Origin of the sequence: Blastomonas sp., assembly GCF_046294995.1 — a bacterium.
In the GTDB taxonomy this organism is placed as follows: domain Bacteria; phylum Pseudomonadota; class Alphaproteobacteria; order Sphingomonadales; family Sphingomonadaceae; genus Blastomonas.
In genome coordinates this window covers 957,209-968,598 of the sequence record NZ_JBKBOG010000001.1, presented here as the reverse complement: position 1 = coordinate 968,598, position 11,390 = coordinate 957,209, and the positions used below count along the sequence as shown (strand labels likewise).

At 65.1% G+C, this 11,390-nt stretch carries 11 protein-coding genes; 7 read left to right on the top strand and 4 right to left on the bottom strand.

The window, feature by feature from the left end; translation table 11 throughout:
• From ACK4R0_RS04560 to tpiA, 4 genes are all read right to left on the bottom strand, one after another.
• A partial coding sequence (locus ACK4R0_RS04560) for a cyclic nucleotide-binding domain-containing protein (protein WP_409670815.1) occupies window positions 1-199 on the bottom strand: 199 nt, incomplete at its 3' end.
• A gap of 264 nt (window positions 200-463) precedes the next feature.
• Window positions 464-2,101: a CTP synthase gene (locus ACK4R0_RS04555; protein WP_409670812.1), complete on the bottom strand. Its 1,638-nt coding sequence runs from the start codon at window positions 2,099-2,101 to the stop codon at window positions 464-466.
• A 101-nt stretch (window positions 2,102-2,202) separates the two neighbouring features.
• Window positions 2,203-2,631 carry a preprotein translocase subunit SecG gene (secG, locus tag ACK4R0_RS04550; protein WP_409670916.1) on the bottom strand — a complete coding sequence of 143 codons (429 nt, stop codon included), beginning with the start codon at window positions 2,629-2,631 and terminating at the stop codon, window positions 2,203-2,205.
• A gap of 197 nt (window positions 2,632-2,828) precedes the next feature.
• On the bottom strand, window positions 2,829-3,575 hold the full coding sequence (gene tpiA, locus ACK4R0_RS04545) for a triose-phosphate isomerase (protein ID WP_409670809.1): 747 nt from the start codon (window positions 3,573-3,575) through the stop codon (window positions 2,829-2,831).
• A gap of 204 nt (window positions 3,576-3,779) precedes the next feature.
• Between tpiA and ACK4R0_RS04540 the strand changes: the two genes are divergently transcribed.
• Genes ACK4R0_RS04540 through ACK4R0_RS04510 form a run of 7 tightly spaced genes read left to right on the top strand, consistent with a single transcriptional unit; the run spans window position 3,780 to window position 11,330 of the window.
• Window positions 3,780-5,723, top strand: a complete 1,944-nt coding sequence (locus ACK4R0_RS04540) for a peptidyl-prolyl cis-trans isomerase (protein ID WP_409670806.1) — start codon at window positions 3,780-3,782, stop codon at window positions 5,721-5,723.
• On the top strand, window positions 5,723-7,264 hold the full coding sequence (locus ACK4R0_RS04535) for an anthranilate synthase component I family protein (RefSeq protein ID WP_409670803.1): 1,542 nt from the start codon (window positions 5,723-5,725) through the stop codon (window positions 7,262-7,264). Before ACK4R0_RS04540 ends, ACK4R0_RS04535 begins: the two co-directional genes overlap by 1 nt.
• Window positions 7,261-7,881 carry an anthranilate synthase component II gene (locus tag ACK4R0_RS04530; RefSeq protein ID WP_409670800.1) on the top strand — a complete coding sequence of 207 codons (621 nt, stop codon included), beginning with the start codon at window positions 7,261-7,263 and terminating at the stop codon, window positions 7,879-7,881. Before ACK4R0_RS04535 ends, ACK4R0_RS04530 begins: the two co-directional genes overlap by 4 nt.
• On the top strand, window positions 7,878-8,879 hold the full coding sequence (trpD, locus tag ACK4R0_RS04525; protein WP_409670798.1) for an anthranilate phosphoribosyltransferase: 1,002 nt from the start codon (window positions 7,878-7,880) through the stop codon (window positions 8,877-8,879). The genes ACK4R0_RS04530 and trpD overlap by 4 nt, the downstream gene beginning before the upstream one ends.
• Window positions 8,876-9,670, top strand: a complete 795-nt coding sequence (trpC, locus tag ACK4R0_RS04520) for an indole-3-glycerol phosphate synthase TrpC (RefSeq protein ID WP_409670795.1) — start codon at window positions 8,876-8,878, stop codon at window positions 9,668-9,670. Before trpD ends, trpC begins: the two co-directional genes overlap by 4 nt.
• Window positions 9,670-10,140 (top strand): cyclic pyranopterin monophosphate synthase MoaC, encoded by a 471-nt coding sequence (gene moaC, locus ACK4R0_RS04515; protein WP_409670792.1) that lies wholly within the window; start codon window positions 9,670-9,672, stop codon window positions 10,138-10,140. Before trpC ends, moaC begins: the two co-directional genes overlap by 1 nt.
• On the top strand, window positions 10,140-11,330 hold the full coding sequence (locus ACK4R0_RS04510) for a molybdopterin molybdotransferase MoeA (RefSeq protein WP_409670789.1): 1,191 nt from the start codon (window positions 10,140-10,142) through the stop codon (window positions 11,328-11,330). The genes moaC and ACK4R0_RS04510 overlap by 1 nt, the downstream gene beginning before the upstream one ends.
• The last annotated feature ends 60 nt before the right edge of the window (window positions 11,331-11,390 follow it).

The window sequence follows — 11,390 nt, the reverse complement described above, 5'->3', positions numbered from 1 at the left end:
TGGCGACCATGCTGACGCGGGCAAATCCGGTCAGGATGATCAACAGATTGTCGCCCTCATCACCCTGGCCCATGATTTCCTGGCCCTTGCGATAGCGCACGAAGTGGCCCCGCAGGATGATATCGGACAGTTCGTCGGTTTCGCAGTCGGCAAATAGGCTATGGCTGGCCAGCAGTTCGGCAAGCTCATTGGCGTGCATGATTGACCTCACCCCTTCCTTTCTGTCTGGCTGCGCATTGATTGAGCAATTTTGCTTCAACCCCCTTGCCGCTGCCGACAGATTTCGTTTCCCACGAATCGCAGTACGCCGCTGTGCGCCACCGCACAATGCTGTCAATTACGGTAAAATACGGATGAAGAGGTGTGGTAAATTAGGGCATGACGACGCGTTTTGCGGTCAGGCCGCAGCGCGAAGAGCATGCATCACGTCATTTCGTGCCGGAGCCCGAACCCCGGCTGCAGCTCAGACGAGGCGGCTTTGCGCCAAAGCTGCTTCGATGAAGCTGGCGAACAGCGGATGCGGATCGAACGGCTTGCTCTTGAGCTCGGGGTGATACTGCACGCCGACGAACCAGCTGTGGTCGGGCCGTTCGACGATCTCCGGCAGCACGCCATCTGGCGACATGCCTGAGAACACCAGCCCACCCTTTTCAAGCCGGTCATGGTACGCGGTGTTGACCTCATAGCGGTGCCGGTGGCGCTCGCTGATCGTGTCGCTGCCGTAGATGCCGCGGACCCGGCTGTTGCCCGAGAGCTTTGCCGGAAACGCGCCCAGCCGCATCGTGCCGCCAAGGTCACCCTCGGCGCTACGCTTCTGCAGGCCCGATTCGCCCATCCACTCGGTGATCAGACCGACGATCGGCTCGTCGGTCGTGCCGAATTCGGTCGTCGATGCCGCAGCGATGCCCGATGTGTTGCGGGCCGCCTCGATGCACGCCATCTGCATGCCCAGGCAGATGCCGAAGAACGGCACATCGCGTTCGCGCGCAAAGCGGACCGAGGAGATCTTGCCCTCGCTGCCGCGTTCGCCAAAGCCGCCGGGCACCAGGATGCCGTGCATCGGCTCAAGCAATGCGGCCAGCTCGTCGTCGGGCAGCTTCTCGAACAGCTCGGCATCGAGCCATTTGACATTGACCTTGACCCGGTTGGCAAGTCCGCCATGGACCAAGGCTTCGTGCAGCGACTTGTAGGCATCCTGCAGCCCGACATATTTGCCGACGACACCGATGGTGACTTCGCCCTCGGGATGTTCGTGCCGGTCCATGATGTCGGTCCAGCGCGACAGATCGGGCTGCGGCGCATCGGTGATACCGAACGCGCGCAACACCTCGTCGTCGAGGCCCTCGGCATGATATTGGGTGGGAACCGCATAGATGCTCTTGGCATCGAGCGCGGGGATGACGGCTTCCTTGCGGACGTTGCAGAACAACGCAATCTTGGCGCGATCCGAATCGGGCAGCGGATGTTCGCAGCGGCACAGCAGGATGTCCGGCTGGATCCCCAGCGAGGTCAGTTCGCGGACGCTGTGCTGGGTCGGCTTGGTCTTCAGCTCTCCGGCTGCAGCGATATATGGCACCAAGGTCACGTGGACGAAGATGCTGTTTTCACGGCCGATGTCGTTGCGCAGCTGGCGGATCGCCTCGATGAACGGCAGGCTTTCGATATCGCCGACCGTCCCGCCGATTTCGCACAGCACGAAATCGAGATCCTCGGTCTCGGCCTGAGCGAATTCCTTGATCGCATCGGTGACGTGCGGGATGACCTGCACCGTGGCGCCCAGATAATCGCCGCGCCGCTCGCGCTGGATGATCGTCTGGTAGATGCGGCCCGAAGTGACGTTGTCCGACTGGCGCGCCGACACGCCGGTGAAGCGCTCGTAATGGCCAAGGTCGAGATCGGTCTCGGCGCCGTCATCGGTGACGTAGACTTCGCCATGCTGATAGGGCGACATCGTGCCCGGATCGACATTGAGATAGGGATCGAACTTGCGGATGCGCACGCGGTATCCGCGTGCCTGTAGCAGTGCGCCAAGGCTGGCGGCCATAAGGCCTTTGCCAAGCGATGAAACCACGCCGCCGGTGATGAAAATGAAACGCGCCATGGGAGAAATCCGTTAGCCGTTCACGCGCAAGCCTGACAAGCGCGCGAATCCGCATGGGAAACAAAAAACTGTGCACATGCCGCAAAGATGCGGCGGGTGGATCAGTTGGCGGGGGGTGCTTCGGCAGGCGCCGGTGCAGGTGCTGCCGGAGCCGCGTCGGCAGGCGCCGTATTCTGCGCACCTGCAGCCGACAGCGGATCGCCGCTTGCCGGCATGCCCGGGGTAATCGGACCAGGCGCGGCCAGCGGATCAGCCAGAGGCGCTGCTGCACCGCGCTGGAGCGAGGTATCGATATCGCCGGTCGAGTGCATGTTGGCGGCCATCACCGCCAGAACGATGCTGAGCAGAACGAACATCGTCGCAAGCACCGCGGTCATCCGGGTGAGCAGGTCGCCCGCGCCGCGCGCGGACATCAGGCCGTTGGGGCTGCCGCCAACGCCCAGCGCGCCGCCTTCGGAACGCTGCATCAGGATGACACCCACCATGGCGGCAGCGATGATCGTCTGCACGATGGTGATGAACAGGAAAATCGACGACATGAACGGTCAGACCCAGACAAAAGGAGAAGTGTTGGCGCGCACATAGCGATTAGACTTCGCCAGCGCAACTGGCGCTGGCTGGTGCGATTAGACTTCGCCAGCGCAACTGGCGCTGGCTGGTGCGATTAGACTTCGCCAGCGCAACCAGCGCTGCAGGGGGGCGCCAGCGCAACCGGCGCCGCCTTGCGTCAGCGCGGGGCGGCCTGGATGATCGGCAGGAAGGTTTCCGCCTTCAGGCTGGCCCCGCCGACCAGCGCTCCGCCGACATCGGGGATGGCCAGGATTTCCGCCGCGTTGCCCGAGTTCACCGATCCGCCATAAAGAATGCGAACGCCTGCGCCTTCGGCACCCATCCTGTCGGTCAATGTCGCGCGCAGCGCAGCATGCATCGCGGCGATGTCGTCTGCCACCGGAACGCGGCCCGTGCCGATCGCCCAGACCGGCTCATACGCCACCGACAGCCAGTCTGCCGAGGCCGATTGCGGCAGCGATGCGGCCAGTTGTGCGGTAACGATGGCGATCGCATTGCCGCTGTCGCGCTCATCCAGCGTCTCGCCCACGCACAGGATCGCGCCAAGCACGGCATCGTGCAACGCCTCCGCCTTGGCGGCAACATCGGCATCGGTTTCGCCCTGATCGGCGCGGCGCTCGGAATGGCCAACGATCGAGAATGTCGCGCCGGCCTCCTTGATCATCGCCGCAGACAGGCATCCGGTGTGCGCGCCCGACGTCTTGGCATGGCAATCCTGCGCACCGATGTGCACACCGCCAGCGCTTTGTGCGAACGCTGCGATCAAGGTTGCAGGCGGGCAAATCCCGACATCGACCCCGGTATCGCTGCCCGCAGCATCAGCAATTGCCTTCAATATCGCAAGATCGGCGCTGCTGCCGTTCATCTTCCAGTTGCCGACGATATAGGGTTTGAGCTGGCGCATGGTGATCTGTCCCCAGGGGTTCGTTTTGCGAATTGTGCGCGGCGGCTAGCAAATCGAAACGGGCTTGGCCAGTGCCGGGCCACGACACCCAAGCGGAAGGGTTGATGCCTGCGCCAAAGCCCCCTAAAGCTCGCCCGCGTTTTCACCTCACGTCTTAACAGGGCAGGCCGCTTTCCGGCGCCGCCTCATATGACAGGCTCTTCGATGATCAGCTTCTTTCGTTCGTTTTTCCAGTCCAAGATCGGCCTGGCGATCAGCTTCATCTTCTTGGCGTTGATCGCGGTCGCCTTTGCGGCGTCCGACGTCACCGGCGGAGCGACATTCGGCGGGGTGAGCAGCGAAAGCGTGGCGGAAATCGGCGGCGACGAGATCAGCACGGCGGAGCTTTCGTCCACCGCCACCAACGCGTTCAACCAGTTCCGTCAGCAGAGCCCGGAGATGGACATGGCCGCGTTCGATGCACAGGGCGGTATCGACAGCGTGCTGGAACAGATGATCGGCAGCTATGCGGCAGCGGCGTTTGGCGACATCATCGGTCTGGGCGCCAGCAAGCGGCTGGTCGACAGCGAAATTTCCGGCATTCAGGCGTTTAAGGGCGCCGACGGTCGGTTTGACGAAACCCTGTTCCGCAATGCCCTTGCCCAGCAGGGCCTGACCGAGGCGCGGGTGCGCGGCGATATCGCGCGCGGTCTGGTCAGCGACCAGCTGATGGTCCCCGCAAGCTTTGGCGCAAAGATGTCCGCGCAGATGGCGTTGCCTTATGCCGGCCTGATCCTCGAAGGCCGCGAAGGCGAGATCGCCTTCGTCCCCTCGGCGGCTTTCGCCCCCAAAACGGCGCCAACCGATGCGCAGTTGCAGACGTTCCTCACGCGCAACGCCGCGCGCTACCGCATCCCCGAGCGCCGGGTGCTGCGCTATGCAACCTTCATCACCGATCGCTTCCGCGACCAGATCAAGGTCAGCGATGCCGAGATCGCCGCGTTGTACAAACAGCGGTCGGCGGAATTCTCCGCCACCGAAAAGCGTGACCTGGAACAGCTGATCGTCCCGACCGAAGCGGCCGCCAAGGCCATCGCGGCGAAGATCAACGGCGGCGCCACCATGGCCGCAGCCGCCCGGGAAGCCGGACTTGAACCCGTCGATCTTGGCCTGCTGTCCAAGGCCGAGCTGACCCGGGCCGCATCGCCTGCGGTCGCCAACGCGGTGTTTGCCGCCTCGTCGGGCACGGTGGCCGCGCCCGCCCGCTCTGCGCTGGGCTGGCATGTCGTCCGCATCGACAGCATCACCGCGATTGCAGGGCGCAGCCTGGCGCAAGTGCGCGCCACGCTGGAAAACGAGATCGCCCAGGACAAGCTGCGCAAGACCGTGTCCGATTTCACTGCCGATCTGGAAGACCGCATCGCCGATGGCGCATCGCTGGCCGACATCGCCAGGGACGAAAACCTGACGCTGGAAACAAGCCCCGAGCTGCTCGCCAACGGCCAGGCGCCAGGTAGCCCCGATTTCGTACCGGTCGGCGCCTATCAGGCGATGCTTCCGGTCGCCTTCGGGCTTGAGGAAGATGCCGGGCCGCAGCTGGTCGAAGTGCAGCAGGGCAAGGAATATGCGATCTTCGAAGTGCGCGACATCAAGCGCGCTGCCCCTCCCCCGCTTGCCGGTATCCGCGACCGGGTTGCGCAGGACTGGGCGCTGGCACAAGGCCTGACCGCCGGCAAGTCGTTGGCCGACAGCATCGCCAAGTCGTCGCGCACCAGTGCCGAGCTTGCCAAGGCAGTGGCCGGCGCCAAGGTGCCGTTGCCGGGGATCGAGAAGATTGCCACCAACCGCCAGACGATCATGCAGCAGCAGGGCCGTGTGCCGCCGCCGGTGGCCTTGATGTTCAGCATGGCCGAGGGCACGACCAAGGTGCTCGAAGGCCCGAACCGTACCGGCTGGTTCGTCGTCCATCTGGCGAAGATCAACCGCGGTGATGCGAGCAAGGTGCCCGAATTGCTGCAGGTGACACGCACCCAGCTGGGCGAGGTGCTCGCTGACGAATATTCGCAGCAGCTGATGACAGCGATGAAGGCGGCGACCAACGTGAAGCGCAACCCGGCCGCGATCAAGCGCGTTAAGGACCAGCTGACCGGTCGCACCCGAGAGAATTGATGGCTGGGTCGGCAAGCCATTTGGGCACGGTTAGCCAAAACGTCGAGCACGCGGCGCAGGCGCTGGCTGAAGGGCGGTCGGCACTGATATGGCGGCGGCGCATAGCCGATACCGAGACCCCGGTGTCGGCGGCGCTCAAGCTGATCGAGCCCGAACGCGGCGATTTCCTGCTCGAATCGGTCGAGGGCGGCGAGACGCGCGCACGACACAGCTTCGTCGGCATCGCGCCCGATCTGGTGTTCCGCGCATCGGGTGAGAGCGCCGAGATCAATCCAGCCTGGGCCACCGACCGCACGGCATTCGCGCCCTGTTCTGAAGGATCGCTGCAAGCGCTGCGCACGCTGGCCGAACGCTGCCGGATGGATGTTCCTGCCGAACTGCCGCGCGCGCTGGCGTTCCTGGTGGGTTATTTCGGCTATGAAACCATCGGCCTGGTCGAGCATCTGGCCCGCGCACCGCAATCGGAACTTGCGCTGCCGGACATGCTGTTCGTGCGCCCGACGGTGCTGCTGATCTTCGACCGGCTGAAGGACGAGCTGTTCCTGATCGCGCCGGTCTGGGCCGAAGGCGACGTCGATGCCGCGCGTCTGATCGCGGCGGCTGAAGACCGGCTTGATGCTGCCGAGCGCGCACTGCAATCAGCGCTGCCGACGCCATCGCGCGATCCTGCAGCAGACCCGCAGGCGCTTGTCCCCTCCCCCGTGCTGGCGCCGGGCGCCTATGGCGAGATGGTGCTCAAGGCCAAGGATTACATCGAAGCAGGCGATGTCTTCCAGGTCGTGCTCGCGCAGCGCTTCACCGCGCCGTTCGCACTGCCGCCGATCGAGCTCTATCGCGCGCTGCGCCGGGTGAACCCGTCGCCGTTCCTCTATTTCCTCGATCTGCCCGGCCTCGCGCTGATCGGATCGAGCCCCGAGATCCTGGTGCGGGTTCGCGATGGCGAGGTTACCATCCGCCCGATCGCCGGGACACGCCCGCGCGGCAAGACCCCGGCGGAAGACATCGAGAATCGCACCAGCCTGCTCGCCGATCCCAAGGAACTCGCCGAACACCAGATGCTGCTCGATCTGGGCCGCAACGATGTCGGGCGTGTGGCCAAGGCGGGCACGGTGCGGGTCACCGACAGCTTCACCGTCGAGCAGTACAGCCACGTGATGCACATCGTCAGCAACGTGGTGGGTGAGCTGGTCGAAGACCGCGACGCCATCGACGCATTGTTCGCAGGGTTTCCCGCAGGCACCGTCAGCGGCGCGCCCAAGGTGCGTGCGTGCGAGATCATCGCCTCATTGGAGCCCGAAACACGCGGCGCGTACGCGGGCGGCGTCGGCTATTTCGCGCCCGATGGTTCGGTCGACAGCTGCATCGTGCTGCGCACCGCGATCGTCCGCGATGGCACGATGCACGTCCAGGCAGGCGCCGGCATCGTCGCCGACAGCGTGCCCGAATACGAACAGCGCGAATGCGAAGCCAAGGCCGGCGCGCTGTTCGCCGCCGCACGCGAGGCGCTGCGGCTGGCCAGCGAAGCAGGATACGGCCAATGATCCTTGTTATCGATAACTACGACAGCTTCACCTACAACCTCGTCCATTATCTGATGGAACTGGGGGCCGACGTCCGCGTCGAGCGCAACGATGCGCTGACCGCGCGCGAGGCGCTTGCCACCAACGCGCAGGCGTTCCTGATCTCGCCTGGCCCTTGCACCCCCAACGAGGCGGGGATTTCGCTCGATCTGGTCGCGGCGTGCGCCGATGCGGGCAAGCCGCTGCTCGGCGTGTGCCTGGGGCATCAGTCGATCGGCCAGCATTTCGGCGGCGAGGTCATCCGTGGTGGGCTGATGCACGGCAAGACATCGCCGGTGACGCACGATGACAGCGGCGTGTTCGCCGGGCTCCCCTCACCGTTCGAGGCAACGCGCTATCATTCGCTGGTGGTGCCCGAGGCGAGCCTTCCGTTCGAATTGATCGTCAACGCGCGCGTCGCGGTAACCGACGGCTCCACGCCGCATGTCATGGGCTTTGCGCATGCCAGCCTGCCGATCCACGGCGTGCAGTTCCACCCCGAAAGCATCGCGACTCAGTTCGGCCACCGGATGCTCGCCAATTTCATGGAGATTGCCGGTATAGAGGTCCGCCCCATGCGCGCCGAGTTGCTGGCATGAGCCGCCTTCCCGACACCCGCCATCCGCTCAGCCGCGACGATGCCGCCGAAGCCTTCAGTGCAATCCTCGACGGCACCGTAAGCGACGAGGCGATCGCGCAGTTCCTTGTCGATCTATCGAACCGGGGCGAGACCGCGATCGAGATCGCCGCTGCCGCGCAAGGCTTGCGCGACCGCTTGATCCCGATTTCCGCGCCCGCCAATGCGATCGACGTCTGCGGCACCGGCGGGGATGGGCACCACAGTCTCAATGTTTCGACCGCCGTCTCGCTAGTCGTCGCCGCGTGCGATGTTCCGGTCGCCAAGCATGGCAACCGCGCGGCATCGTCCAAGGCGGGGGCCGCCGATACACTCGAGGCGCTGGGAATGGACATGGCCGCTGCCGGCGCGACCGCCGAGCAATCGCTCGCCGAGATCGGCATCTGCTTTTTGTTCGCGGTCAACCACCACCCCGCGATGCGCCGCATACAGCCGATCCGGCAGAAGATCGGCAAGCGGACGATCTTCAACCTGATGGGCCCGCTCGCCAATCCGGCGCGGGTCAATCGCCAGCTGATCGGCATCGCACGCCCCGGCTATGTCCATGTCTATGCCGAAGCGCTCGAGATGCTGGGCACCGAGCATTCGCTGATCGTCTCGGGCGACGAGGGTCTCGACGAACTGTCGCTCGCAGGCGGCAACGAGGTCGCCGATATCGGCGCCGATGGCGTGATCATGAAGCGCTGGTCGGCAAGCGACGCAGGTCTGCCGGTCCACCCGATCGAGGCGATCCGCGGCGGAGATGCGGCGTTCAACGCTGCAGCACTGCGCCGCCTGTTGCAGGGCGAGGCCGGGGCGTACCGCGATGCGGTGCTGTTCAACGCAGCCGCCGCGCTGCTGATCGCGGGCGAGGTCGACACGCTGGCCGATGGCGCCGAAGAAGCGGCAGAAGCGATCGACAAGGGGCTCGCAAACGCGCTGCTGAATTGCTGGATCGATTTCACGAAGGCCGCCGCATGAACAAGCTCGAGGAAATCTGCTCGGTCAAGGCGATCGAGGTTGAGCGCCGCAAGGGGCTGGCGACGCTCGCCGAGATGGAGCGCCGCGCCGCCGACGCGACTGCGCCGCGTGGCTTTGCCAAGGCGCTGGTCCAGGCTTCGCTCGACGGCTTCGGCCTGATCGCCGAGATCAAGCGCGCCAGCCCGTCCAAGGGCCTGATCCGCGCCGATTTCGATCCCGCAGCGCACGCGGCAGCCTATCAGGCGGGCGGCGCCGCGTGCCTCTCGGTGCTCACCGATGTGCCCTATTTCGAGGGGCATGACGATTTCCTGCTCGCCGCGCGCGCCGCGTGCGACCTGCCCTGCCTGCGCAAGGATTTCATGGTCGATGTCTGGCAGGTGGCCGAAAGCCGCGCGCTGGGAGCCGATGCGGTGCTGATCATCGTCGCCGCGCTCGACGATGCGACGATGGCGGATATCGAGACCGCCGCGCTAGACCTCGGAATGGACGTGCTGGTCGAGGTCCACGACGAGGACGAACTTGCGCGGGCGCGCAAGCTGCGCTCGCCGCTGATCGGGGTCAACAACCGCGACCTGCGCAGCTTCGAGACCGATATCGCCAACACCGAGCGGCTGGTGAAGCTGATCCCCGAGGGCTATATCCCGGTCTCGGAAAGCGGCATCTACACGCACGAGGATTGCGTGCGGCTCAGCCAGCATGGCGTGCGCAGCTTCCTGGTCGGAGAATCGCTGATGCGGCAGGAGGACATCACCCGCGCAACGCGGCTGCTGCTCACCGGATCGGCGGACTGATGGCCGACCTCACCCATCTCGATGCGAGCGGCGCGGCGCATATGGTGGATGTCTCGGCCAAGGCCGATACGGTGCGCGAAGCGGTCGCCGAAGGCCTGATCAGCATGGCGCCGGAGGTAATCGCGGCGATCCGCGCGGGCGACATCAAGAAGGGCGACGTGCTGGGCACGGCGCGGATTGCGGGCATCATGGCGGCCAAGCAGACCAGCAGCCTTATCCCTTTGTGCCATCCGCTGCCGATCAGCAGCGTAAGGATCGATTTCGATTACACCGACACCGGCGTCCGCGTCGAAACGCGGGTACGCACTTCGGGCAAGACCGGGGTGGAAATGGAAGCATTGATCGCCGCCAGCATCGCGCTGCTCACCATCTACGACATGGCCAAGGCGCTGGACAAGGGCATGGTCATCGGCCCCGTCCGGCTGCTCGCCAAGAGCGGTGGCAAATCGGGCGACTGGGCCGCGCCCTGATGGCAGGCGGCCTGATCCCATTGGAGGAAGCCCAGGCGCGGCTGCTGGCCCTCGCGGCAGCAAAGCCTGCAGTCACTTTAGGATTGCTTGAGGCGACCGGCCATATCCTCGCCGAGCCGCTGGTCGCGTTGCGCAGCCAGCCCGCCGCCGATCTCTCCGCGATGGATGGCTATGCCGTCCGCGCCGCCGACCTGCCCGGCCCGTGGACCGTCATCGGCGAAAGCGCGGCAGGACGCCCCTTCCTCGGTACCCTAGCGCCAGGAAATGCGGTGCGGATTTCCACGGGCGCCATCATGCCGGGTGGCGCCGATACGGTCGTCGTGCAGGAAGATGTCGCAATCGACGGCACCGGTTTGACGCTGACCGGTGAGGGTCCTGCATCCGCAGGTGCGCATGTGCGCCGCGAAGGCCATGATTTCACGGCCGGAACCGAGCTTGCGGCGGCGGGAACGCGCGTCGATGCACGGTTGCTTGCGCTTGCGGCGATGGCGGGTCATGGGCGCCTCGTGGTCCACGCCCCCGTGCGCGTCACCATCCTGAGTACCGGTGACGAGCTGGTTGCGCCCGGCGCGCCGCTGCCTACCACCGCCCATATTCCCGCGAGCAATGGCGTGATGCTGTCGGCCCTGCTCGATGGGCTTCCGGTCGAAATCACGATGCCGCCGTTGCTGCCCGATCGCCTTGATCGCATTGCAGCGGCATTTGCGGACCACAAGAATGCCGACATCATCGTGACCACCGGCGGCGCATCGGTGGGCGATCACGACCTGATCCAGCCAGCACTGCTGCACAGCGGAGGAAACGTCGATTTCTGGCGGATCGCGATGCGGCCGGGCAAACCGGTGATGGTCGGGACCATAGGGGATGCCATCGTGCTTGGCCTGCCTGGCAACCCGGTCTCGTCTTATGTCACAGCGCTGCTGCTTTTGCTGCCTCTGGTAAAGACAATGTCCGGATATCAGCAGGTTATGCCGCATGTCTCGCACGGGGTTGCCGGTGCGACATTTGCCGCCAATGGTGCGCGCCAGGATTTCGTGCGCGCGCAGATGGTCGGTGGTGCGCTGGTGCCGGTGCGCAGCCAGGACAGCGGCGCATTGTCATCGCTGACCGCCGCCGATGTGCTGGTCATTCGGGCGGCCAACCAAGCCGAGGCAGCACCGGGCGACCGGCTCGACTATATAGCGCTCTGACCGGCGGGATTATACAACCCCTTGACCTGACCGCGTTTGTTTCGTAATTGTTCCTTATTC

What these genes read in the sequence shown, in the direction of transcription:
- ACK4R0_RS04530 (WP_409670800.1), top strand. Translation starts at nt 7,261, where the DNA reads ATGATCCTTGTTATCGATAACTACGACAGCTTCACCTACAACCTCGTC.
- ACK4R0_RS04510 (WP_409670789.1), top strand. Translation starts at nt 10,140, where the DNA reads ATGGCAGGCGGCCTGATCCCATTGGAGGAAGCCCAGGCGCGGCTGCTG.
- ACK4R0_RS04555 (WP_409670812.1), bottom strand. Translation starts at nt 2,101, where the DNA reads ATGGCGCGTTTCATTTTCATCACCGGCGGCGTGGTTTCATCGCTTGGC.
- moaC (WP_409670792.1), top strand. Translation starts at nt 9,670, where the DNA reads ATGGCCGACCTCACCCATCTCGATGCGAGCGGCGCGGCGCATATGGTG.
- trpD (WP_409670798.1), top strand. Translation starts at nt 7,878, where the DNA reads ATGAGCCGCCTTCCCGACACCCGCCATCCGCTCAGCCGCGACGATGCC.
- trpC (WP_409670795.1), top strand. Translation starts at nt 8,876, where the DNA reads ATGAACAAGCTCGAGGAAATCTGCTCGGTCAAGGCGATCGAGGTTGAG.
- ACK4R0_RS04535 (WP_409670803.1), top strand. Translation starts at nt 5,723, where the DNA reads ATGGCTGGGTCGGCAAGCCATTTGGGCACGGTTAGCCAAAACGTCGAG.
- tpiA (WP_409670809.1), bottom strand. Translation starts at nt 3,575, where the DNA reads ATGCGCCAGCTCAAACCCTATATCGTCGGCAACTGGAAGATGAACGGC.
- ACK4R0_RS04540 (WP_409670806.1), top strand. Translation starts at nt 3,780, where the DNA reads ATGATCAGCTTCTTTCGTTCGTTTTTCCAGTCCAAGATCGGCCTGGCG.